The sequence below is a fragment of the Curtobacterium sp. ZW137 genome (assembly GCF_003762905.1).
In the GTDB taxonomy this organism is placed as follows: Bacteria; Actinomycetota; Actinomycetes; order Actinomycetales; family Microbacteriaceae; genus Curtobacterium.
In genome coordinates, this window is the sequence record NZ_RJKS01000001.1 from 32585 (window position 1) to 56152 (window position 23568).

22 protein-coding genes are annotated in these 23568 nt (G+C 66.5%); 12 read left to right on the plus strand and 10 right to left on the minus strand.

Going from position 1 to position 23568, the window contains the following annotated elements; all coding sequences use genetic code 11:
- From EDF55_RS00140 to EDF55_RS00155, 3 genes are all read right to left on the minus strand, one after another.
- Complete coding sequence (locus tag EDF55_RS00140; protein WP_123652941.1) at nucleotides 1-2094, minus strand: nuclease-related domain-containing DEAD/DEAH box helicase; 2094 nt, start codon at nucleotides 2092-2094, stop codon at nucleotides 1-3.
- A gap of 729 nt (nucleotides 2095-2823) precedes the next feature.
- Nucleotides 2824-4113 carry a hypothetical protein gene (locus EDF55_RS00150; RefSeq protein ID WP_123652942.1) on the minus strand — a complete coding sequence of 430 codons (1290 nt, stop codon included), beginning with the start codon at nucleotides 4111-4113 and terminating at the stop codon, nucleotides 2824-2826.
- A 74-nt stretch (nucleotides 4114-4187) separates the two neighbouring features.
- Nucleotides 4188-4574 (minus strand): DUF2510 domain-containing protein, encoded by a 387-nt coding sequence (locus tag EDF55_RS00155; RefSeq protein ID WP_221180704.1) that lies wholly within the window; start codon nucleotides 4572-4574, stop codon nucleotides 4188-4190.
- Between the two features lie 198 nt (nucleotides 4575-4772).
- Between EDF55_RS00155 and EDF55_RS00160 the strand changes: the two genes are divergently transcribed.
- The 5 genes from EDF55_RS00160 to EDF55_RS00180 are packed head-to-tail and all read left to right on the plus strand — an operon-like array spanning nucleotide 4773 to nucleotide 13217.
- Nucleotides 4773-6176, plus strand: coding sequence for an McrB family protein (locus tag EDF55_RS00160; protein ID WP_123652943.1), 1404 nt, complete (start codon nucleotides 4773-4775; stop codon nucleotides 6174-6176).
- On the plus strand, nucleotides 6157-7359 hold the full coding sequence (locus tag EDF55_RS00165; protein WP_123652944.1) for an McrC family protein: 1203 nt from the start codon (nucleotides 6157-6159) through the stop codon (nucleotides 7357-7359). Before EDF55_RS00160 ends, EDF55_RS00165 begins: the two co-directional genes overlap by 20 nt.
- Nucleotides 7360-7412: 53 nt before the next feature.
- Nucleotides 7413-8978, plus strand: a complete 1566-nt coding sequence (locus tag EDF55_RS00170; protein ID WP_123652945.1) for a type I restriction-modification system subunit M — start codon at nucleotides 7413-7415, stop codon at nucleotides 8976-8978.
- Nucleotides 8975-10174 carry a restriction endonuclease subunit S gene (locus EDF55_RS00175; RefSeq protein WP_123652946.1) on the plus strand — a complete coding sequence of 400 codons (1200 nt, stop codon included), beginning with the start codon at nucleotides 8975-8977 and terminating at the stop codon, nucleotides 10172-10174. Before EDF55_RS00170 ends, EDF55_RS00175 begins: the two co-directional genes overlap by 4 nt.
- The gene (locus EDF55_RS00180) at nucleotides 10167-13217 is read left to right on the plus strand and encodes a type I restriction endonuclease subunit R (RefSeq protein ID WP_123652947.1); all 3051 of its coding nucleotides are present in this window, start codon (nucleotides 10167-10169) and stop codon (nucleotides 13215-13217) included. Before EDF55_RS00175 ends, EDF55_RS00180 begins: the two co-directional genes overlap by 8 nt.
- On the opposite strand, the gene EDF55_RS19195 is transcribed toward EDF55_RS00180, so the two are convergent.
- The 4 genes from EDF55_RS19195 to murQ are packed head-to-tail and all read right to left on the minus strand — an operon-like array spanning nucleotide 13121 to nucleotide 16589.
- Nucleotides 13121-13696, minus strand: a complete 576-nt coding sequence (locus EDF55_RS19195; protein ID WP_395869627.1) for a phospho-sugar glycosidase domain-containing protein — start codon at nucleotides 13694-13696, stop codon at nucleotides 13121-13123. The genes EDF55_RS00180 and EDF55_RS19195 overlap by 97 nt on opposite strands.
- Nucleotides 13590-14237, minus strand: a complete 648-nt coding sequence (locus EDF55_RS19200) for a MupG family TIM beta-alpha barrel fold protein (RefSeq protein ID WP_123652949.1) — start codon at nucleotides 14235-14237, stop codon at nucleotides 13590-13592. The genes EDF55_RS19195 and EDF55_RS19200 overlap by 107 nt, the downstream gene beginning before the upstream one ends.
- Nucleotides 14237-15805 (minus strand): PTS transporter subunit EIIC, encoded by a 1569-nt coding sequence (locus tag EDF55_RS00195; RefSeq protein ID WP_123652950.1) that lies wholly within the window; start codon nucleotides 15803-15805, stop codon nucleotides 14237-14239. Before EDF55_RS00195 ends, EDF55_RS19200 begins: the two co-directional genes overlap by 1 nt.
- Before the next feature lie 43 nt (nucleotides 15806-15848).
- Nucleotides 15849-16589, minus strand: a complete 741-nt coding sequence (murQ, locus tag EDF55_RS00200; protein WP_123652951.1) for an N-acetylmuramic acid 6-phosphate etherase — start codon at nucleotides 16587-16589, stop codon at nucleotides 15849-15851.
- 164 nt (nucleotides 16590-16753) lie between these two features.
- Here murQ and EDF55_RS00205 point away from each other — a divergent pair, with 164 nt between their 5' ends.
- Nucleotides 16754-17278, plus strand: a complete 525-nt coding sequence (locus EDF55_RS00205; protein ID WP_123652952.1) for a GrpB family protein — start codon at nucleotides 16754-16756, stop codon at nucleotides 17276-17278.
- Between the two features lie 9 nt (nucleotides 17279-17287).
- Here the strand turns inward: EDF55_RS00205 and EDF55_RS00210 are convergent, their stop codons facing one another.
- A complete protein-coding gene (locus EDF55_RS00210) occupies nucleotides 17288-17962 on the minus strand; it encodes a hypothetical protein (RefSeq protein WP_148079020.1) in 675 nt (224 codons plus the stop codon).
- A gap of 70 nt (nucleotides 17963-18032) precedes the next feature.
- Here EDF55_RS00210 and EDF55_RS19025 point away from each other — a divergent pair, with 70 nt between their 5' ends.
- Genes EDF55_RS19025 through EDF55_RS00225 form a run of 4 tightly spaced genes read left to right on the plus strand, consistent with a single transcriptional unit; the run spans nucleotide 18033 to nucleotide 19278 of the window.
- Nucleotides 18033-18155: a hypothetical protein gene (locus EDF55_RS19025; protein ID WP_260235645.1), complete on the plus strand. Its 123-nt coding sequence runs from the start codon at nucleotides 18033-18035 to the stop codon at nucleotides 18153-18155.
- A 55-nt stretch (nucleotides 18156-18210) separates the two neighbouring features.
- Nucleotides 18211-18672 carry a hypothetical protein gene (locus tag EDF55_RS00215; RefSeq protein WP_123652954.1) on the plus strand — a complete coding sequence of 154 codons (462 nt, stop codon included), beginning with the start codon at nucleotides 18211-18213 and terminating at the stop codon, nucleotides 18670-18672.
- Complete coding sequence (locus tag EDF55_RS00220; RefSeq protein ID WP_185016998.1) at nucleotides 18669-18938, plus strand: DUF1653 domain-containing protein; 270 nt, start codon at nucleotides 18669-18671, stop codon at nucleotides 18936-18938. The genes EDF55_RS00215 and EDF55_RS00220 overlap by 4 nt, the downstream gene beginning before the upstream one ends.
- 16 nt (nucleotides 18939-18954) lie before the next feature.
- Nucleotides 18955-19278: a hypothetical protein gene (locus EDF55_RS00225; RefSeq protein WP_123652955.1), complete on the plus strand. Its 324-nt coding sequence runs from the start codon at nucleotides 18955-18957 to the stop codon at nucleotides 19276-19278.
- 36 nt (nucleotides 19279-19314) lie between these two features.
- Here EDF55_RS00225 and EDF55_RS00230 read toward each other — a convergent pair whose 3' ends face one another.
- Both EDF55_RS00230 and EDF55_RS00235 read right to left on the minus strand, forming a co-directional pair.
- A complete protein-coding gene (locus EDF55_RS00230) occupies nucleotides 19315-20202 on the minus strand; it encodes an aminotransferase class IV (RefSeq protein WP_123652956.1) in 888 nt (295 codons plus the stop codon).
- A gap of 26 nt (nucleotides 20203-20228) precedes the next feature.
- Nucleotides 20229-21248, minus strand: a complete 1020-nt coding sequence (locus EDF55_RS00235) for a LacI family DNA-binding transcriptional regulator (RefSeq protein WP_123652957.1) — start codon at nucleotides 21246-21248, stop codon at nucleotides 20229-20231.
- A 203-nt stretch (nucleotides 21249-21451) separates the two neighbouring features.
- Between EDF55_RS00235 and EDF55_RS00240 the strand changes: the two genes are divergently transcribed.
- Together EDF55_RS00240 and EDF55_RS00245 are read left to right on the plus strand one after the other, a co-directional pair.
- A complete protein-coding gene (locus EDF55_RS00240; RefSeq protein WP_123652958.1) occupies nucleotides 21452-22411 on the plus strand; it encodes a dihydrodipicolinate synthase family protein in 960 nt (319 codons plus the stop codon).
- Nucleotides 22408-23568, plus strand: a complete 1161-nt coding sequence (locus tag EDF55_RS00245) for an FAD-binding oxidoreductase (RefSeq protein ID WP_123652959.1) — start codon at nucleotides 22408-22410, stop codon at nucleotides 23566-23568. Before EDF55_RS00240 ends, EDF55_RS00245 begins: the two co-directional genes overlap by 4 nt.

Consider the following 23568-nt stretch of genomic DNA (forward strand, 5'->3'; position numbering starts at 1 on the left):
TCAGTCCTTCCGTCCGTTCGTACCGAGTGCTCCGACCCACAACCCGTCACGCGCCCGGGTCATGCCGACGTAGAGCTCGCGGCGGTCGAGCTCACGGCGCTCGCGGGCGGCGACGGACTCGGTGCCGGGAGCATCGGCGAGCAGCTTCGCGGGGACGTGCGGCAGCAGGACCTGCTTGAACTCCAGACCCTTCGCCCGCTTGATCGTCCCGACGCGGACCATGTCCGAGCTCTTGCCGGCGTAGTGCTTCAGAGACACGGACGGCACACCGGCGGCATCGAGGACAGCCTTGACCTTGTCGGCCTGCGGGTTCGTCGCCGTGAGGATACCGACGTCGCCGCGGCCAGTCCCGACCAGCCGGAGCACTTCCTCGACGCGCGCCAGCAGTGCGGCATCGTGTTCGGTGCGGTCTGTGAAGCCGTGGATCCCCGGCGTCGGACCAGATCGCGTGACGGCCGAGACCGCGTCACCGGCGCCGTCGACGCCCTCGATGTCGACGAACTGGTCGTCCGCGACCATCTGCTTGGCGAAGTCCAGGATCTCGGCGGTGTTGCGGTGGTTGACGTCGAGGACCACCCCGCGTCCGGCCAGGCTGATACCGACCTCGCCGAGCGTGTACCCGCCCGGGTAGATCGTCTGCTGGCCGTCGCCGATGAGGGTCAGACCGTCCGGTCGGTCGCCGACCAGCGCATGCAGCAGCGAGACCATCGCGCAGGACAGGTCCTGCGCCTCGTCGACGATGACGGCGTCGTAGCGCTCGAGTGGGACTTCGCGTACCGCGTCACCTGCGAGCAGGACGACGTCCTCGAAGTCGCAGACGCCCCGTGACCGCAGGTTCGCCGAGTACGCCTCGTACAGGTCCCAGACCGCCTGACGGATCTCGACGGGCAGCGCGTGTTTCCGGCCGACGCGTGCCAGGTCGGCGTACTGGTCGAAGTGCGTCAGCCCGCGCCCCTTGATGACGTGGGCGATCTCTTCTTCCCAGTAGCGACGCGTGAAGCGCGACGCGCGCAGTGGACTGGAGGCTCCGATCACGTTCCACGCATCGGCGAACGCGCGCTGGGCCTCCAGGGTGTCGACGCGGAACGCGACCCCTCCCTCCTTCAGGAGGCGACTCGCGAAGGTGTGGACGTTGACGAAGTCGACTCGGCCCACCATGTCGGGCGCAAGGCGCTCGAGCAGCGACTCGAGCACCGCAGGGAGGGTGCGGATGTAGGTGGTGAAGAGGACACGGCCGCCGGTCGCCCGCGCAAGGTAGGCAGCGCGGTGCAGGCCGACGACGGTCTTGCCGGTGCCTGCCGCGCCTCGGATGCGTGCCGGTCCGTTGAAGCTGCGGCGGATGAGCTTCGCCTGGGTCGGGTCGAGGAAGGCCATCCACTCTTCGATCGGTGCGTCGAGGACGCCATCGAGCAGGAGGTCCTGGAGCTCCTCGGTCTCGATGAGCGGGTCGGGATCGCGGGGGAGGACCGTTGCCGGGATGACGACTTGCACCGGTAGTTGCTGGTCCTCGTCGATGACGGGGAAGTGGGCGAGCACGGCGGCGAGGAGTTCGTCGACACGTACCGGCGACAGGCGCCGGCCCCGCTTCGTGATGTGCGCGATGAGGTCGTGGACGCCGACGACGTCGACCGACGCGACTTCGGCGCTCACCTTCCTCTGACCGGCGAGGGCGACGACCGCGTGGACCTCACCCGGAGGGAGGCCGATCTCTGCCAGAGCAGCCTCGGTCTTCCACGCCAGGTCAGCGAGGTTGGCGATGTCGTCCGTCACGTCCTCCTGGCCGCGGGTGATGCGGCCCTCGTGGACGGCGACGTCGCCCCAGGCCTTCGTGTCGACGATGAAGACGCCCGCGCTGCCGACGACGACCATGTCGACCTGTGCGGTCCTGCTGCCGGGCCAGCGGCGGTCGGCAAGTAGGTGGTAGCCGATGCCGGCCAGGGGAGCGAGGACCTTGGCGGTCTCGCTCTCGGTGCGGTGGGCGATCTCGAAGCGGCCGGCGCGGGCTTCGGCCTCGTCGGCCTGTCGCCGGAGTTCGTGGGCTCGGCCGCGTTGGCGGCGTGCTTCGACGCGTGCTGAGTCGCCGGCGATGGTCATCGTGTGTGGTTCCCCTCGGCCGGGCGCCTCCTTCGGGCGTCTGGTCGTGAACCATCCTCGCAACTCGAGTCGAGTGGCGGGAGTACCAGTTGTGGGGGCGCTGATCCGGTGTAAGTCCGGCTGTCGACCAGGGCTCGTAACCTGTCCGGGACGATCGGGACTCGACCGCGGAGGTAGTCCTCGATGAGGACCCCATCGATGTGATCGTAGATCGAGAGCCGCGCGAGACGAATGGCACCGGCTGTAGCAACGGCGTCTTTCATCGCGTCGTACAAGGCGCGCTGTTTCCACCTCGGCGCGCCGTTGCCCTCGAAGACGCAATGCGGGTCCGCACGTCCGAACATCCGCTCAGCAGGAGGGCTAGTCCACCGTCTGCCACCCGTACCGCAGCGCCCTTCGTGCGAGGCGGCGTAGCCGCGGTATGCACTGGCCCACGGGAGAGTTTCGGCGGCCGTCCTCTGCAGGGTTGTCGCTCGGTAGCGATTGAAATGCATGTCCTCGTCCAGTTCGACGATCACGCTCGTGTAGGCCAAATCCCAAGCTCCGGGACGGAACACCGGCTCGTCCAGCACTCCACCAAGTTGCCGATAGAGCTCGCGAACCTCAGTGCCAACACAGTTCGGAAGGTCCTCGAGACGCGGACGGGGCGGCTTCGTCGTTGTGCGTAGTCCGGCATATTGGAGTGCGCGATCGAGCGCTGCGGCACGGGCTCCAGCCTTCGGCATCGTGTCACTCCGGTGACGAGGCGGAGCGTTCCTCGAGTCGTCCGTCGTCAGCAGCCTCCTGGCGGCGGAGGCGCCCGGCAATTCCCGCCAGCCCGGAAGACAATGCACCTGCGGTTGACGCCGCGTGCTCGATCGCGTCGCCGCTCAGGCGCTTCGCAAGGTCGACTCCGTCCTCGCCGAGCTCGAGTGCCTTGTCCCGTGCTCCGTCAGCAACGGCGTCCGCGGCATCCTTCCATCGTGTCGCTTCCAGCGCCCGGCGTTCGCGTTCGATCCCGAGGCTGTCGTGGAAGACCTCTACGCCGTCCGCGACGTGGTTCGTGGAGTTGACGAGTGCACGAGACGCCTTCGGGTGCAGGACGATCTTCAGGTCGGCGACTCCCGCAGCGTGGTCCATCCGTGCAACGAGACGCCCTGTGCTCCGCAAGATCGACTGTTTCCGCTCCTGCCTTGCGAGCTTGAGGGCTCTCCGGTGCTCGTCGAGCTGCTCGGGAGCGGTTTCGAGGACTCGATCGAGTTCCAGCACGGTGAGACCGTCTTGCAGCTGGAAGCAACGGGCGAGGACTGCGAGCCACTCCTGAACAGTCGCCTCCGCTGCGATCGAAGTCTCGGCCAGGTCCTTGACCTTCGTCGTCTTCTCGAGTTTCTCGGCGAGTGCATCGAGTTGACGGAGTGCGTACGCCTGCGTGCGAGCAATCGTGAACTCGGTGCCTTGCACCTTCGACCAGGTGATCTCGCTCACGGATCCGAGGCTGTCGCGCATCCGGAGGGCGTCAGCGATCACGAGGTCCACGCCGATCATGTCCGCGAGGGATGCGTCCTTCTGGGCGCGGAGGACGTCGTCGAGCTTGGCGTCGATGGTTGCGAGGTAGTCAGTTATCTCGTCCATGGCCTGCTGCATCGCGAGCTGCGCCATGATCCCAGCCGCACCGGTCAATATTGCGGGGTTCGTGAGGAATGACCTCGACGCTTTTGTGATCTCGAGCAGGCCCTTGATTTTGCCGCCGTCGGTCAGCACGGCTCGGCTTACCCCTGCAGACGACCCCTTCATGAGTGACGAGTGCTGCATCGCCTTCGCGGACTCCTTGGTGAGCTTCACCCAACGGCCTGCGTTGGCCGCGATCTCCGCTCCGGCGCCGGTCGCGCCCGATCCGATGCTGTACGCCTGGCTGAGCTTTGGGAGGTCGAAGCCCCGAGACTCCAAGCCGTTCGACACCAGGAATCGATCGACAGCCGATGCCTCGCCGATGATGGCGACACCGTCTCCGTCGTTGATGAAGTCGATCTCGTCTGCCAAAGTGCTCTCCTGGTGCTCGGTAGGGACGTCGGGCTGGTCGTGCCCCGCTCCTGGACCAGGAGCTAACGGGTCAATCAGTGCAACTGGTCCGGTGTCGGCGTCGGCGGAACCGGTGGAGCTGACTGCTGCACGTGTTCCGTCCACTGCACACCGTCCCACCACCGGTTCGCACCCTGTGCATCGGCGTACCAGCCGGGCGGTGGACCCTGCGGTGCAATCGAAGGAACCGCTGGCTGCTGGACCGTGACGGTCGGCTGCGGAGTCGTCGCCGCTGCGCCGAGGTGGAGCGATATCTTGTGGCCGCATCCGCGGCAGGTCTTCGTGAAGCCCATGGCCAGCTCAGAAGTACCGAGGCTCATCACCGCGAGGCCGGCGCGTCCACTGTTCCGGCCGAGGTTCGCGGCTGCACTGTTCGTGCACTTCTTGCAGTCCCGGCAACCGGTCTCGACGCGTTTCGCCATGTGTTGTACCTCTCGCTCCACAGGGCAGCGTACGAGTGGTGCTCATGTCTGGCCATCACCCGTCCGAGGGTGATGCGGCAAAGCGCAACACGGTGCGGCTTCGAGGAAGGTCTCGCGGCGCGAGCCTCGACGGACGTCGCCGTAGGATCTGGAAGCTGAGGGCCTCTCCCAGACGGCCCGCAGGACAGGAGCGACTCCGTGGACCAGGCATTCCGCTCGTGGTCGTTCAACCCTGGTCAGGGGATGGCGCACGGCATCCACAACGCTCTCTCGATCGTGGTGCGGCTCGTGCACCAATGGGTTTCGTTGGCAGATGAAGAGCGGAGTGCCCTGCTCGATGACCCGTGGGCATGGCGGGACTTCGTCGCCTTGGTTCCAGGGACGCCGTTCCCGACGCAGCGCAACGAGTTGATGTACCTCGTACACCCGGAAGCGTTCGGCGAGGTGGTCTCTGCTGTGGACCGCGATCGGATCCGGACTGCGTTCCGCGGTGAAGTAGCCGGTGACGCGGGGGCCATCGAGGTCCCGGACGATCCCGACCGGGAGTTCCTCGACATCACCCTCGCGCTGCAGGCCAAGGAGAACGGCGCGGCTGTCTACTACCGAGAACCACTTCGGTCTCGCTGGGCCGGTGTGCCCGTCCCACCGGAGACACCGGATGACCCGCCGGTGACGAAACCGGATGACCAAGAAAAGGCGGAGGAGCGGACCGGATTCCCTTCGGTCAGCCGAGAGCTCTCGTCGAGCCTGCACATGCCCCTCGTCTGGCTGCAGGACACCCTTGACCTCATCGAGCGCCGCAAGCAGGTCATCCTCTACGGCCCTCCCGGCACCGGGAAGACCTTCCTCGCCCAGGCGCTCTCGAAGCACGTCACAGACGGCACCGACGGCGAGACGACCATCGTCCAGTTCCACCCGACCTACTCGTACGAGGACTTCTTCGAGGGCTTCCGCCCCGTCGCAAACGACGACAGCGGCAACCTCGCTTTCACCCTGCGGAGGGGCCCGCTCCGCCGCCTCGCTGACGCTGCCGTCGCCAATCCGGAGGCGAACTACTTCCTGGTCATCGACGAGATCAACCGCGGCAACATCGCGAAGGTCTTCGGCGAGCTGTACTTCTTGTTGGAGTACCGCAACAGCGAGATCTCCTTGCTCTACAGCGACGAGCCGTTCACCCTGCCGAGCAACATCTTCGTCATCGGCACGATGAACACCGCCGACCGCTCGATCGCGATGCTGGACGCCGCGATGCGGCGCCGGTTCGCGTTCATCGAGCTGCACCCGGAACGCGAGCCCGTGCAGAACGTGCTTTCACGCTGGGCGGCGACCAAGGGCCTCCAGGACGACCGCGCCGACCTGCTGATGCGACTCAACGCGCAGATCCAGGACCACGACGCCAAGGTCGGTCCCTCGTTCCTGATGCGCGACCTGGGTGTGACGGGTCTGCAGGACGTGTGGCGGTACGAGATCCTTCCGCTGCTGGCGGAGCACCACTACGGCGAAGGCGTCGACCTGGAGGCTCGGTACGGCCTGACAACGCTGCGTCGCCAGGCGAAGTCCTCGGCTGCGGACGGGACCGAAGGTGCTTCCGTCGACGATTGAGCTGCGAGAGGCGGACCAGCCGGTGGTGCACCGGCTGCCGCGCGCGGTGGCGGTCGGGCTCGCGGCGGCGAACATCGCGACAATTGCGCCGACGTTCGGCGCGGACGAGTACCGCGTGAGTGGTGTCCGGAAGGTCGGTGTCGTGCGGATCGCCGGGCACACGGTGTGGCTCAAGCCGAAGACGCCCGTGCGGAGGCTGTTCGCGATGCTCGGGTACGCGCGGGCGGGGAGCGCGCTCTGGACCGAGGACGACTTCGGGTTCGAGGAGGACGACGAGCTGGTGCCGGCGTTGGCGCATGCGTTCGTGCGGCAGGCCTCGCGGGCGTTAGCGGGAGGGCCGCTCCGAGGGTACGTCACCCGCGAGGATGCGCTGCCGCTCGTGCGTGGTCGGTGGCGGATCGGGGACCAGCTGACGCGGCGGGGAGGGCAGACGCTGCCGGTCGAGGTGTCGTTCGACGACTACGTCGAGGACATCGCGGAGAACCAGGTACTTCTCACTGCCGCAACGCGGTTGTTGCGGCTGCCGGGAGTACCGGCGGACGTTCTCGGGGTGCTCCGGCGGATCGTGCGAGTGCTCGATGGGGTGTCGGTGATCCCGGTCGGAGCTCCGGTGCCGGTCGTGCGGCCGAATCGACGGAACGCGCGGTACTCGTCGGCGCTGGCGTTGGCGTCGCTCGTGCTGTCGGGCTCGTCTGTCGAGCAGCGCGCAGGGTCGGTCGTGGCGTCCGGGTTTCTGGTCGACATGTGGTCGGTGTTCGAGGACTTCGTGTCTGCTGCGCTGCGCGAGGCGTTCAAGCCGTACGGGGGAGAGCTGGTGTCGCAGTACGCGTCGACGCTCGATGTCGAAGGGACGGTGAAGATCGCGCCGGACCTCGTGTGGGTCGTCGAGGGGGTCGTGCGGGCGTGCATCGACGTGAAGTACAAGGTTGAGAAGCACGGGCAGTACCCGAACGCGGATCTCTACCAGATGGCGGCGTACTGCCGGCGGTTTGGGTTGGAGGAGGGATGGCTCGTGTACGCCGCAGGTTCCGGTTTCGCCGAGTCTGTGCGTATCGTCGAGGGGCCGAAAGTGGTGCGAAAATACGTGGCACTCGACGCGGACGGAGCTGGGCTCCTGGCACAGAGCAAACGCTTCGTGGCCCGCGTCGCGCGCTCGGTATGTCCTGTGCTCCCGCTACGGTGATCAAGCGGCCCAGGCCACCTCGAACCGACCGGCCAGCCGCAGGAGACATCACGATGGCACCGACCACCAAAGAGGCGCAGCGCGCCGAACTGCACAAGACGATCTGGCGGATCGCGAACGACCTTCGGGGGAGCGTCGACGGATGGGACTTCAAGTCCTACGTGCTCGGCATGCTGTTCTACCGCTTCATCTCCGAGAACCTCGCTGCGTACATCGACAAGGGTGAGCGCGAGGCGGGCGAAGCACACTTCGCCTACGCAGACCTGCCGGACGAGGCTGCGGAGCACGGCCGGCGCGAGACGGTCTATGAGAAGGGCTTCTACATCCTTCCGTCAGAGCTGTTCCAGAACGTCCGAAAGCGCGCGCCGCAGGATCCAGACCTCAACGAGACGCTTGCGACCGTGTTTAAGAACATCGAAGGCTCGGCCCTCGGCACGGACAGCGAAGACGACCTCAAGGGGCTCTTCGACGACCTCGACGTCAACAGCAACAAGCTCGGCAACACCGTCACCAAGCGCAACGAGAAGCTCGTGAAGCTCCTCGACGCCATCGGAGAGCTCCCGCTCGGCGACTTCGAGAACCACTCCATCGACCTGTTTGGTGATGCGTACGAGTACCTGATGCAGATGTACGCATCGCAGGCAGGTAAATCTGGCGGCGAGTACTACACGCCACAAGAGGTGTCAGAGCTCCTCGCGAAAATCACGGTGTCCGGCAAGACAAGGGTGAACAAGGTCTACGACCCGGCGGCGGGCTCTGGTTCGTTGCTGCTCACGTTCGCGAAGGTGTTGGGTAAGGAGAACGTCGGCGGGTTCTACGGCCAGGAGATCAACCTGACGACGTACAACCTCGCCCGGATCAACATGTTCCTGCATGAGCTGAACTACGAGCAGTTCAGCATCGCGCACGGGGACACGCTCCTCGAGCCAGCCCACTGGGACGACGAGCCCTTCGAAGCGATCGTCTCCAATCCGCCCTACTCGATCAAGTGGCCTGGCGACGCGGACGCCCTTCTGATCAACGACCCTCGGTTCGCACCGGCCGGTGTGCTCGCGCCGAAGTCGAAGGCGGACCTCGCGTTCACGATGCACATCCTGTCGTGGCTGTCGGTCAACGGCACCGCCGCGATCGTCGAGTTTCCTGGCGTCCTCTACCGCGGGGGAGCCGAGGTGAAGATCCGCAAGTACCTCATCGACAACAACTACGTCGACGCAGTGATCCAGCTCCCGCCGGACCTGTTCTTCGGCACCACGATCGCCACCTGCATCATCGTGCTCAAGAAGTCCAAGACCGACAACTCGGTACTTTTCCTCAACGCGTCGGCCGAGTTCAAGCGCGTCGGCAACAAAAACAAGCTGACGCCCGAGAACCAGCGGAAAATACTCGGCGCGATCGAGGAGCGGGCAGACTTCGACCACTTCGCGAAGCTCGTCACGAACGAGGGCATCGCGGCAAATGGCTACAACATCTCCGTGTCGTCGTACGTCGAAGCCGAAAATGCTCGTGAGGTAGTCGACATCATTGAACTCAATGCTGAAATCGCGTGCATCGTGACGCGGCAAGCGGAGCTTCGCATCTCGATCAACACAATTGTCGCTGACTTGGAGCGCGACCAGTGAACCAGATCGGCGCGCTGATCAAAAGACTTGCACCTGCTGGAGTTCCGTATCAGCGGATCGGAGATCTGGCGCAGGTAGGTACCGGAAGCAGTGATCGCAAGGACGCTATAGTCGATGGTGAATATCCGTTCTATGTGCGCTCAAAGGACGTGATGCGCATCGATTCCTTTGAGTTCGATGAGGATGCAATTCTGATACCCGGTGAGGGTGGAATTGGGGAGATCTTCCACGTCGTATCTGGTAAGTACGCTCTTCACCAGCGCGCGTACCGCATCAATTTTCTGAGCGCGGATATCGACACTAGATTTGCCTACTACTACTTTTTGGTTCACTTCAAGCAATTCATCCTTCGAAAAGCGGTCAGCGCGACCGTGACTTCCATACGCAAGCCGATGATCACTGATTTTCGAATCCCCGTTCCACCTCTCAAGGTGCAGCGGGAGATCGTGCGCGTATTAGATCAGTTTACTCATCTGGAAGCGGAGCTGGAAGCGGAGCTGGAAGCGGAGCTGGAAGCTCGACGTCGCCAATACGATTACTACCGCGATTCTCTCCTCACCTTCGGTAGCGACATAGAGCGCATACCACTCGGTGAGTTCGGTGCTATCTTCGGCGGCCTGACGGGTAAATCGAAAGCTGATTTCTCCAGCGATGGAAACGCTCGCTTCGCTTCATACAAGAACGTGTTCAAGAACATCGCACTCAACGTTGAAGCGAATGATCGGGTCCGCGTGGGCCCAAGCGAGCGTCAGCGCTCGCTTTCTTACGGCGACATAGTCTTCACCGGCTCTTCGGAATCAGCAGCTGAAGTCGGGATGACGTCCGTAGTAACCGAGCGTCTGTTGGAACCGTTGTACTTGAACAGCTTCTGCATTGGAGTTCGTCCGCGCGATGAAGGACGACTTGATCCCGAATTCTCGAAGCACTTATTTCGATCCATGCCCATGCGATCTCAGATCATCAAAACCGCAAGTGGGGTGACTCGTATCAACGTTTCGAAAGCTCGTCTTGCGACAATCTCTGTTCCGCTTCCACGCCGCACGGAGCAACGGCGAATCGCGGCCATCCTCGATAGCTTCGAGTCTCTAACGAACAGCCTCAGCGACAGTCTTCCTGCTGAGCTCAGAGCTCGGCGTAAGCAGTACGAGTATTACCGTGAGAACCTTTTGACCTTTGCGGAGGATCGGCATGAGTGACCTGACTTCTCATAAATACGACCCAATCGCTGTGTCGTCGGAGAGCACAGTCGTTGCCGAGTACATCCTCGACAATGCTTGTGCTTCGTCCTATCAGTCTGAGGCGGACCTTGAGCGTGAGCTCGTTCGGCTGCTGCAGTCGCAGGCATACGAGTATCTGCCGATCACGTCAGAGGCGCAGCTGGTAGCGAATCTGCGCACACAGCTTGAGTCATTGAACGCGGTGACGCTTTCCGACGCGGAGTGGAAGCGGTTCTTCTCCGAGCGCGTCGCTGGCGCGAACGACGGCATCGTTGAGAAGACGGTGCGCCTCCAGGAGGACCACGTCCAGCTACTGAAGCGAGACGATGGGTCAATCAAGAACGTCACGCTGATCGACAAGGAGAACATCCACAACAACCGGCTGCAGGTCATCAACCAGTACGAGATCGACCAGAGCGAGGGCGGTGCCGCCCGTTCGAACCGCTATGACGTGACCGTACTGGTGAACGGTCTACCCATGGTGCACATCGAGCTGAAGCGTCGAGGCGTCGACATCCGCGAGGCGTTCAACCAGATCGACCGCTACCAGCGGGACAGCTTCTGGGCGGGCTCCGGACTGTTCGAGTACGTGCAGCTGTTCGTCATCAGCAACGGTACGCTCACGAAGTACTACTCCAACACCACCCGTCGCCAGCACCTCAGCGAGGCGCCTGGCTCAAAGCGGGTTCGCAAGACGTCGAATTCGTTTGAGTTCACTTCCTGGTGGGCGGACACACAGAACAAGCCGATCACCGACTTGTCGGCGTTCGCGAAGACATTCTTCGCCAAGCACTCGCTGCTGAACATCCTGACGAAGTACTGCGTGCTGACCTCGGATCGCATGCTGCTCGTCATGCGGCCATACCAGATCGTGGCCACCGAGCGGATCCTGCAGCGCATTCACGTCTCCACAAACTACAAGAGACTCGGCAGTGTGGCTGCGGGTGGCTACGTCTGGCACACCACCGGGTCGGGCAAGACCTTGACCTCGTTCAAGGCTGCTCAGCTCGCCTCGAAGCTGCCGAGCGTCGACAAGGTGCTGTTCGTCGTGGACCGCAAGGACCTCGACTACCAGACCATGCGCGAGTACGACCGCTTCGAAAAGGGTGCTGCTAATTCGAACACCTCGACAGTGGTTCTGAAGAAGCAGCTCGAGGACCCGGGCGCTCGGATCATCATCACGACGATCCAGAAGCTCTCGACGTTCATCGCAGGGAACAAGGGCCACGGGATCTACGACGGCCATGTCGTCATCATCTTCGACGAGTGCCACCGGTCGCAGTTCGGCGACATGCACACCGCCATCACGAAGGCCTTCAAACGGTACAACCTGTTTGGCTTCACCGGTACGCCGATCTTCTCGGCCAACGCCGGCAGCGGGGGCAACCCGCAACTGAAGACGACCGAGCAGTCCTTCGGCGAGAAGCTGCACACATACACGATCGTCGATGCCATCACCGACAAGAACGTACTGCCGTTCCGCATCGACTACGTCAACACGGTCAAGATAGGTGACCCCGACAACACTCAGGTGTCTGCGATCGACAAGGAGAGCGTGCTGCTTGACCCGCGGCGCGTCGGTGACGTCGTTCGGTACATTCTTGAGCACTTCGACCGGAAGACCAGACGGGCGGAGCACTACACGCTCGGCGAACGACGCGTCCGCGGTTTTAACGCACTCTTCGCGACTGCTTCGATCCAAGCGGCCCGAATGTACTACAACCACTTCCGCAAGCAGCAGCAGGATTTGGTACCTGACAAGCGACTGAAGATCGGGCTCATCTACTCATACGGAGCGAACGAGGCCGTCGGGGATGGGGCTCTCGACGAAGAGGGCTTCGACACCAGCGCCCTCACCATCGACGCGCGTTCGTTCTTGGACGATGCGATCCTCGACTACAACGAGCTCTACGGGACTTCGTTCGATACCACCGGTGACAGCTTCCAGAACTACTACAAAGACTTGTCGCTGAAGCTCAAGCAGCGGGACATCGACCTCGTCATCGTCGTCAACATGTTCCTCACCGGGTTCGACGCCACCACGATGAACACGCTCTTTGTCGACAGGAACCTCCGTGCGCACGGCCTCATCCAGGCGTACTCACGGACGAATCGCATCCTGAACTCCGTCAAGACCTACGGGAACATCGTCAGCTTCCGCGATTTGGACGACGAGACGAACGACGCGATCGCCCTCTTCGGAAACAAGGACGCCCGCGGTGTTGTGCTGCTCAAGCCGTACGGCGAGTACTACGACGACTACGCCGACAAGGTCACAGAACTGGTGTACGCCTTCCCGCTCGGCGAGCCCATCATCGGTGAGGCGGCGCAGAAGGAGTTCATCCAGCTGTTCGGCGCGATCTTGCGGCTGCAGAACATCCTCACTTCGTTCGATGAGTTCGATGGCTCCGCGTTGCTCACCGACCGTCAAAGCCAGGACTATCGCAGCCTGTACCTCGACTTCTACGCCGAGTTCCGGAAGGGAACTGAGGCGGACAAGGAGCAGATCAACGACGACCTCGTCTTCGAGATCGAGCTGGTCAAACAGGTTGAGATCAACGTCGACTACATCCTCCTGCTCGTGCAGAAGTACCGGGATGAACGTGGTGACGGGGACGACAAGGAGGTCCGCGCCGAGATCTCCCGCGCAGTTGATTCCAGCCCGACGCTCCGCAACAAGAAGGACCTCATCGAGGACTTCGTCGACTCGGTATCGGCGGATGGCGAGGTCGACGAGGAGTGGCGCGCGTACATCGCCGGACGCCGAGAGGCGGAGCTTCAGGCCATCATCGTGGACGAAGGCCTCAGGCCGGACGAGACCCAGAGCTTCATCGCGACCGCTTTCCGAGACGGTCAGGTGCGTACCAGCGGCACAGCCATCACCACGGTGCTGCCGCCGGTGTCGCGCTTCTCCGCGAACGGCGGTCATGGTGAGAAGAAGCAGCGTGTGATCGGACGACTTGAAGCGTTTTTCGACCGCTTCTTCGGACTCAGCTCGAGGAACGGAGAAGGGGGGGCGTGAGGCGGTGGGCATTCCATGCACGCCAACCGAGAAGCCATCGGGCGCCGCACGCTTCCCACGACTGCGGCGCGTTCGTCGTCTGGCAGGTTCTGCAGCGTGATCGCCACTTCGCCGGAGTACCTTTCCGCCGTCGGCAACTGCACGGTGACCGACCCCGCCGGCCTCGGCTGCCCACCAGACTCGGGGAGCGGCAACCTCGCGAACCGCTCACGCGAGTGCTCCAGCCGGATCATTGCTTCTGCAGCGTCGGGCCGGTTCCGATCGGGAACCGCCAGCGCCTCGATGACCGGCGGATGCACACCCGGGGCAGCGGTGCCGTCGAGCACGACGAGGTCCTCGCGGACGAACGACCCGAGCCGAGACCACGAGTGATCAGTCAGCGCCGGATCCCCGACGTGCACATCGTCCACGCCGGCATCGACGAGCTCGAGCGGCTGGAACAACAGCGGCATCGTCCGGTGCTGCTCGACGGTCGGCAACCCTTCGCCGAGCGGCCCACGCCGCATTGAATCGCCGGCGATGAACGCCCCGACCCGCTACCCGAACTTCCGGGCAACGGACACAGACGAGGCGACAAAAGCCGGCGCCAGCCCGGTCCACTCCCGCGGGTAGAAGTTGTGGATGAGTTTCGACGTCCAGGTGAGCGAACGGCGCGAGGTCGGCGGCCCGCAGTGTGCTCGCGTTGAGCGCGATCGGCAGGACTGCGGCAATCGAACGGATCTCCGCGACCGAGAACCCGAAGTCGATCCGCACTCGCGCCACGCCGATCGACCGCAGGAACTCCCACGGCGAATCACCAAGCAACCGAGCGGTGTTGGGGGAGACGTCGGCCATGACCGACAGGCCAGATGAAGTGGCTGCCGAGACGATCGCAGTCGCGGCGGCTCGTGCACCGGCGGGGGAGTCCTCTGGGACGTGCAACGAGGTGAACGCGAGCGTCGCACCCGCCTCCGCTGCGGCCGCGAACGTCGGTTCCGCCAACGAAGCGTGCGCCAGGTACGCGCTCGCGCCCAACCGCATCAGCGCGAAGCCCCAGCCCGAGCGGAACCAGCGGCGGAGCCGGCAGCAGGAGTACCCGCAGCCCCGGCAGCCGGAGGCGCATCGGTCGCGTCAGCCGCCACGGCCGACGACACCAGGTCGAGCGGTGCACCGGGAGCGGACTGCTCCTCCAGGTCAGCCTTGACCGACGCGGACACCCCGAACAGCAGCGTCGCCACGAACCCCACGATGTACGCCACGACGAGTCCCGACCCGTACCCGAGCAGCGCCCAGCCGTACCCGGACGACCCGTTCAGCAGCGGCAGGAGCGACAGGTCCGAGGCGCCGATCGCGATCGCCCCGACGGAGTGCCCGAGCTGGTCGAACAGCCCGACGACACCGCCGCCGAACGCGCCACCGATGCAGGCGGTGATGAACGGCCGACCCAGGGGGAGCGTCACGCCGTAGATGAGGGGCTCGCCCACACCGAGGAGGCCGGCGGGCAGTGCACCACGGATCGTCCGCGAGAGCGCTTCGTTGCGACGGAAGCGCATCCAGAGTGTGATCGCGGCACCGATCTGACCGGCACCGCCCATCGCGAGGACGGGCAGCAGCACGGTCCACCCGGTCTGGTCGATGAGCGTGGTGTGGATCGGCGTGAGCGCTTGGTGCATGCCCGTCATGACGAGCGGCAGGAAGAACCCGCCGAGGATGAACCCGGCGAACGCGCCGCCGTTCGCGAGGAGCCAGGTCGCTGCGGTGCCGATCGCGACGGAGACGACACCGGCGACGGACATCAGGATGCCGAGAGTGATCGACCCGGCGACGAGCACCGTGACGGTCGGCACGACGATGAGCGCGATGACGTCCGGCGTGTGCCGGCGCATGAAGCGCTCGACCAGGGCGGCGAGGATGCCGCCGGCCATCGCACCGAGCACACCACCCTGCCCGGGAGCGAGCGTTTGCCCGAACACGGTCACGTTCGCGACCCCGGCCGCGACGACGATCGCGCCGACGGCACCACCCAGGATCGGCGTGCCGCCGAACTCCTTCGCGGCGTTCATCCCGACGAAGACGGCGAGCAGCGACAGGAAGCCGGACGACAGGACACCGAGGAACGGCGTCACGCCGGGAAGCCACCCGAGGTTCGTCAGGATCCCGTTGATCCCGGCGATGAGACCGCAGGCGATCAGCGCGGGGATGAGCGGGATGAGGATCGCGGAGATTCGGCGGATGGCGCGCATGGTGCGGCCGTCCGAACGAGCGCGCGCCGACGCCTTGATCGACGCGCCGCGAGCCGCCAGCTCGTCAGGTGAAGCGCCGGACGCACCGGACCCACCAGCCGCAGCCGGCGGGGCGGAGGTGCGCAGTGCCTCCAGGTCGACGGCCACGCGGTCGACGAGACCCGGGCCGAGCACGATCTGCAGGTTCGAGCCGGCCGCGATCGCGGCCATGACGCCGTCGGTCGCCTTGAGCTCGTCGAGCGAGACGGACGACTCAGAGACGACCTCGACCCGCAGCCGGGTCATGCAGTTCTCGACGTCGGCGATGTTCGAGGACCCACCGACGGTGTCGAGGATCCGCTGTGCGAGTTGCTGTGCATCGGTCATTGATGGTGCTCCTCGGGGGAAGGATTCGGGTTGCGGGGAAGGGTCAGAGAACGGCTCGGAGGGAGCCGGAAGCATCGGCGAGACGCTCGCGGACGTCCGAGGCGGACGCCCCGGTGAGGATCACCGCGATGGCGGTCTTCACCTCGCCGTCGCTCTCGGACAGGGCAGCGGAGACCTCGGCGTCGGGGGCGCCGGTCACGTCCTGCACGAGCGTGAACGCCCGGGCGACGAGCTTGGCGTTCGTGGCACGCACGTCGACCATGCGGTTGCCGTACGTCTTGTTGCTGCGCACCATCGCGAGCGTGGTGAGCATGTTGAGGACGAGCTTCTGCGCAGTCCCCGCCTTGAGGCGGGTGGACCCGGCGATGAACTCCGGGCCGACGACGACGTCGATGGCGATGTCGGCGTGCCGCCCCGCGGCCGAACCCGCGTTGCACGCGACCGAGACCGAGAAGGCGGAGCGGCGCCGGGCCTCCCGGATGGCGGCGATGACGTAGGGCGTCCTGCCGGACGCGCTGATCCCGACGACCACGTCGTCCCCGGTCAGGCCGAGCGCGTCGAGGTCGCGGACCGCCGCTGCTTCGTCGTCCTCCGCGCCTTCGACGGCGGTCGTCAACGCGACCTGGCCGCCGGCGATCAGGCCGACGACCTGGGACGGGTCGGTGCCGAAGGTGGGCGGGCACTCGCTAGCGTCCAGGACGCCCAGCCGGCCCGGCGTGCCGGCGCCGACGTAGACGAGTCTGCCGCCGCGCGCGAACGCTGCGGCGATCGCGAGCTGGCTCATCCGGCTGCTCATCGCGGCGGGGCGGGGCGGAGCGGAGGTGGTACGGAGTGGTTTCGCACAACCGAAAGCACTCCGAACCGCGCCATTGCGTGGTGCGGGGTGTTTTCGGTTGTGCGGCGGCGGTAGAGCCGGGCACAGCCGCGGCTGGCGATAGGCTCCGGGCGATGGTCGAGCTCGTGGAACACCGTGCCGTGTGGGCGCTGGACTTCCGCTCGGAGGCCGCTCGCGTGTTTCGAGGGTTGGGCAGCAGCGTCACTGCGATCGAGCACATCGGGAGCACCGCAGTCCCCGGACTCCTCGCGAAGCCGGTCATCGACCTCGCCGCGCGTGCCGCAGCCGGGGTCGACCCGTTCGCCCTCGGGCCGCTCCTGGAGGGGCTCGGGTACGTGCGGCACTCGAACGGGCCGAAGAACCACGGCGTGTACGTCCGGAGCTCGTCAGGCACGCGGACCCACATCCTGCACGTGTTCGCCGCGGAGGCGTGGGAGCACTGCAACCAGCGGCTCTTCCGGGACGCTCTGCTGCGGGACCCGGCCGCTCGGCAGCGGTACGCCGAGCTGAAGCGCTCGCTCTCCGGCCTCGACGACGGACGGGACTACACCGCGGGCAAGCTCGACCTCGTCGAGGAGGTCCTCAACGCCGAGCGCGCACGGCGGGGCCTCGGGCCGACGTCAGCCTGGGACAAGTGAGGATGTCCGTCAGGACAGCACCGCGCGGCGCGTTCGATCCGTCACGAAGACCGCTTCCAGTCCAGATGCCGACACGACCGCGTCAACGAGACGCGTGCTCCCGACGACGATGACCGACCGGTCGTAGATGTCGGAGACGACACTCCAGCTCCGGCTCATCGGAAGCCACCGAGTCGGTCCGCGACCGACCTGCTTGGTCAGCCTCGGGATCGCATCGAGCCGCGAGAGGACGAGCCACATCTCGCGGTCGTCGGGTGGCAGGAAGTCGAGGTGGGCGTTTGGTGGTGCAACGGTGTCGCCGTACCCCGACCACCAGCCGAGGACGACCTGTTCGTCACGAGCGACGCCCGATCTGACGAGGACGTCGATCAGGACCGAGGCCACCTCGGATGGGACGTCGCCCGACGCAGAGTTGAGACTCGAGGATCGCGCTCGCTCCTCTGGCCAGGCGGTGTCGGGGGTCGGCGGTGCGGTGGCGAAGGCCTGCGACCACGTCCGTGTGTCCGGGCCCTCACTCGTCACCGGGAAGAACACCCGAGCGTAGGCATCCGACCTCGGTGTGAAGGCGCGGATCGAGTCGCTCATCGGTTCGAACCTCGTGCGCTCGTCAGCGAGGCAGCGACACCTATACATGTTCCTCGCCTCACCTCCGCGCACCCCGCCGGTTGGCCTCGCGCTCGTCATGAACTGTTCGTCTCCTGATCGCAACGGCTGTGAAACCAGAAATGTCAGGCACTGCCCAACAGTAGAGGCGATGACGACGAACACCACGAGGAAGCAATTCGTGAAGATCGTGCAGCCCGTGCAGCCCGTGCAGCCCATGCAGCCCATGCAGCCCATGCAGCAGATCGCACCGCACCGCTGGGTAGCGGTGTGACGCAATGCCCGTGATGTCCTGTGAAGCTCTTCTCGTGTGGCGCGGGGGTGCCCTCGTGGCGGAGCCGACCGGCGGCCTCCCTCTGTTGTACGAGGGGAGTCCGCCCTCGCGGTGGTGGGCCACGGTGGACGTCAGCCTCGGGACAGTTCCACCCGATCTGCCGTTCTGCGTCGAAGTGGACGTTCTGTCTGAGCTGCCCGCCGAGGGAGAGATCGGACGAGTCCGTCGAGTCGTCGGTCCGGCGACACCGACCGAGTTCCGGGATGGAACCCCGTCGAGCGGCGACGTCGACAGGGCCTTCGTGCTGCTCGAGCGCATCCCCGAGGACTGGTTGTTGTACGAGACGCGCGTCGGTGCGTTGCCCGGGCTCGGCTGGGACGCGTTCGTCGGAACACTCCTCCGGGTCCCCGAGCAGACGATCAGCGCGGTCCTCGGCGGCGACTGGCGTTCGATCATCCGGATCGAGTCGTGGCTCCGGTCGGCGGACGATCCGGGAACTCGTAGCATCGAGGCGTGAGCAGCGACGTGACGCCCGGCCGGTACCGCCACTTCAAGGGCGGCGAGTACGAGGTGCTGCTCGTCGCACGCGACACCGAGACCGAGGAACCGGTGGTCGTGTACCAGGCGCTCTACGGCGAACGCGGCCACTGGGTCCGCTCGCTCGCCGACTTCACCGCACACGTCTCCCGCGCCGGCTACGACGGACCGCGGTTCGTGGCGGTCGGGTCGGCAGGCTCTCACCGAGCTGCCGATTCCGTGGTCGAACCCCTACGGCGTGACTGACGATGAGGGGGATGCAGTGAGTGATCCGCGCCAGGTCGTCCACCGCCTCCACCCTGCGCTGGCTGACGTCCTCGCGCGCACGGACGGCACGCCGCTCGGGCTGGCGTTGCGTGACCGCGTGGTCGAAGCCGGCTCGACGCAGGCGCTCGGTGTCGACGTCGATCGTCGCGCCGCGCTCACCGCGCACCGATGGTTCTTGGAGCGCGCCTCGGGCGACGGGATGCCCTTGACTGCGGCCGGGTACCTCAAACCGGTCGATGTCCGAGCGGCCGCCGCGGTCCTGCCGGCGATGCACGGCTGGATCCACTCGATGCGGACCGGGCTCGAGCGCCGGGCGTGATCCGAGCCTCCCGTCCGATCGCGGCGACAGCCGCCTCTACCGGGCCCGCAACGCCTCGTTGAGCCGCGCGGTCAGAGCGCTGTCGACGACGCGTGCCTTCCCGTCGAGCGACCGGATCGGCGCCGCGAGCCGCTGGCTGTTCGTCATCCACAGCGCGTCGGCACTGTCCAGCTCGGAGATCTGCACGTCCCGGTAGGTCGTGGTGTACCCGGCCGCCTCGAAGAACGCGAACGCCCCGATCTGGGCGGTCCCGTGCAGCACACCGCCGGACTGGGCGGGCGTCACGATCTCGTCGCCGAAGCGAGCGACGAGCGATGACGTCGGCCCCTCGAGCACGTACCCGTCGATCGTGGTGAACAGCACGTCCTCCGCACCGCGTCGAGCGGCCTCGCGGAGCACCGACCGGTTCACGGCGTAGGACAGGGTCTTCGCCCCCTGCAGTAGCCAGGGTGCCGCGGTCTGGACGTCGAGCTGGTAGCCGCGGCTGAGCAGGACGACGTCGATCCCTTCGGTCCGCTCGCGCTCCCACGACGGGTTGACGTCGAGGTACGCGTACCCGGTGGGGCCGACGGGCTCGCCGGGGCGGCCGACCGGGCCGCTCTCGCGGCCGCGGGTCAGGACGTACTTGCAGTATGCGTCCGAGGCGTCGTCGAGGTGCTCGACACCGAGCGCAACGGCGGCGCGGAAGGCCTCCGCGGACGGAACCGGCAGGTCGAGGATCGACGCGGAGTGCGCGAAGCGGGCAAGGTGTTCCTCGACGGCGTGGACGCGGCCGTCGATGATCCCCACGGTCTCGAAGACCCCGTCGCCCCGGGTGATGCCGAGGTCCATCACGTCGACGTGCGGGTCGTGCGCGTCGACGACGTGCAGCGCGGAGTCGGGCGCGGTGGGGGAGCCGATGAGGACGACGACGGGGTTGGTCACGGGAACTCCAGGGAAGGCGAGGGGGATCAGGGAAGGGGTGCGCAGGACGCCCGGTGGATGAGCTGCGCACCGACGCGGTAGGTGCGGCCGGTGCGGTCGACGGGCGCCGCGTGGTCGTGCTTGATCTGCTGCAGGAGGAGGCTGACGGCGAGTTCGGCGAGTTCGCTCGCGCCGTTGTCGACGACGGTGATCGGCGGTCGCCACATCTGCAGCCAGGGGATGTCCTCGTAGCAGATCAGGGACAGGTCGTCGGGGACGGAGACGCCTCGGGAGACGAGGACCGGCAGCGCACCGAACACCGATTCGTGGTTCGCGGCGAAGAGGGCGGTCATGCCGGTGTCCCGGTCGAGCAGGGTCGTCACGGCTGAGGCGCCGAAGTCGGGCGTGAACGGGCCCTGCAGCACGAGCGACGGATCCACCGAGAGGCCGGCGGCTTCCAGGGCATCGGTGTACCCGCCGAACCGCTCGCGGCCGGAGTCCGTGGAGACCGGACCGCCGATGTAGCCGATGCGGCGGTGGCCGAGGGAGAGCAGGTGATCGACGGCGGCGAAGGCGCCGTCCCGGTCGGCGGCGAGGACGGTGGGGGCGGCGCTGTCGCGGGACGAGCGGATCAGGTTGACGACGCTCATCCCGTCCTCCAGGAACCGGTTCGTGACGGCGGCGTTCTGGCCGGTGCCGATCACGATCACGCCGTCGACGCCGTGGTCGCCGAGGGTCTCGAGCAGCCGTCGTTCGACCGTGGGGTCGGCGTCGGTGGTGCCGAGGATGAGCTGGTAGCCCTCGTCGGCGAGCCGCTTCTGGACGATCTCGGCGATCGTGTGGAAGGAGGCGTTGACGAGGTTGTTGAGCACGAGGCCGACGAGCTGCGACCGGCCGGCGCGCAGCGAGCTGGCGGCCCGGTTGAGCCGGTAGCCGAGGGACGTCGCGGCGGACTGCACGGCGGTGCGGGTCTCAGGCGTGATCAGCGGCGAACCCCGGAGTGCACGCGACGCCGTGCTCGTCGAGACACCGGCGGTGTCGGCGACGTCCTTCAGCGTGATCGCCATGCGGCGGACCCCCTCCTCGGCACGCGGTGCGTGCAAACGTTTGCAGCATAGGGAATAGCAGCCGCCACGGCAAGCAACACCCGTCGCCTATTTCCAGCATGTTTCGTCGTGTGAAATGGCTGTTTCGTCACTGGCGCACGAATGACATGCCGTGCAAACGTTTGCACCACACCACCGCACGACGCAACGACGAACGGATCCCCATGAACCGCACCGACGTCTCCTGGCACGGCTACTGGCCCGCCGCCCCGACTCCGTTCACCGCCGACGGCGCGGTCGACGAGCAGGGCCTCCGCGAGCTGATGGAGCTGTACGTGGCGAACGGCGTGCACGGGGTGCTCGTGAACGGCAGCACCGGCGAGTGGTTCGCCCAGTCCGCCGACGAGCGCCGCAGCGTCGCCGAGATCGCGATCGACGCGGTCGACGGCCGGACCACGGTCGTCATCGGCGTCAGTGCGTTCACCGGCGCCGAGGCGGGGGAGCTCGCACGGCACGCCGAGGCCTCCGGTGCGGACGGCGTCCTCGCGACGGTGCCGCCGTACGCGCACACCTCGCCGGCCGAGTCGCTCGAGTTCTACCGTCGCCTCACCGCGGCGAGCGCGTTGCCGTTCATGGTCTACAACTGGCCGCGCGGGGTGGCGGTCGACCTCGCCGCGACACCCGGTCTGATGTCCGACCTCGCCGACCTCGAGCAGGTCGTCGCGATCAAGGACAGCACTGGCGACTGGCTCCGCATGCTCGACACGTTCGAGGCGACGGCCGACCGCGTCCGGGTGTTCGGCAGCCTCGTGCACCGCCGCGGCCTCGCGCTCATGCTCGGCGGGATCGGCGGCGACGGTGCCATCGACGGCGGCGGCGTCGGCGCCCCGTACGGCGTGCCCTTCTTCGAGGCCGTCGAGGCCGGCGACCACGACCTGGCCGCGTTCTGGCTCGAGAAGTACCGCGCGATCAGCGGTCGCCTCATCAACCCCGACTACTCCGGCATCTACGCATCGCCAATCCCGCAGCTGAAGGCCGCGATGCAGCTCCTCGACCAGCCCGGCGGGCACGTCCGCGAGCCGCTGCTGCCGCTGACCGACCCGGAGGCGCTCGCGGCGATCCGCGGGATCCTCACCGATGGCGGACTGCTCGTCCCCGAGGCCGCCGGGCAGGCCGTCCTGTGAGCGCGCGGACCGCGGACGCCGTCGTCATCGGCGGCGGGGTCCTCGGCGCGGCGATCCTGTTCGAGCTCGCCTCGCGGGGCCTCGACGTCGTCCTCCTCGAGCGAGGGCTGCCGAACCGGCAGGGCTCCGGCACGACCGCGGGCAACCTGCACATCCAGGCGATCCACGCGGAGCGTCCGGATCAGGGCGTGCCGGTGGACACCGAGCAGCTCGTCCCGTTCCAGGCCGAGGCGCACCGCCTCTGGGACGGCCTCGGCGAGCGCCTCGGCACCCCGGTCGACGTCGCGGTCAAGGGCGGACTGACGGTCGCCGAGACCGAGGGGCAGCTGACGCTTCTCCGCGAGAAGGCCGTGTGGGAGCGTCGTGCGGGCATCCCCACGGAAGTGCTCACCGGCCTGGAGGCTCGGCAACTGGTCCCCGCGCTCGGCACGTCCGTCATCGGCGCGACCTGGTGCTCGTGGGACGGCTGGGCGAACAACCTGGTCGTCACACCCGCCTACCTCGCCGCAGCGCGGCGTGCGGGTGCCGCGGTCGTGGTGAACAGCCCGGTGCACGCGATCGAGCGGAGCGGCGACGGCTGGACGGTGCGTTCGGCCACGACAGACGTCAGCACGCCGGTCGTGATCGACGCAGCCGGGCCCTGGCTCGACCGGGTCGCCCGGATGGCCGGCATCGAGCTCGACCTGGCGCCGCTGGCGATCCAGATGCTCGAGACGGTCCGCGCCGAGCCGCGGCTCGAGCACCTCGTGCAGCACATCGGCGAGGGCCTGTCCGTGAAGCAGGTCGCGACGGGCTCCGTCGTGATCGGCGGGGGCTGGCCGGCACAGCGGCTCGACCTCGAGGGCGTCTCGCCGGTGAGCCAGGCGAGCGTCGACGGGAACGTCGAACAGGTCCGGCGCGTGCTGCCCGGTCTGTCCGGACTCCGTCTGACGCGGGCGTGGGCAGGTCCTCTCGCCGCGACCCCGGACGAGATGCCCGTCGTCGGGCGCGTCTCGGACGTCCCTGGCTTCCACGTCGTCGGCGGCACCTACGCCTTCACGTTCTCCCCGGTCTGGGCGCGAGCCGTCGCCGACGACGTGACGGGCTCGACCGCCGTCCTCGACGTCGGCGCCTTCTCGCCCGACCGACTCCTCACCCATACCACGATCGGAGGCTGA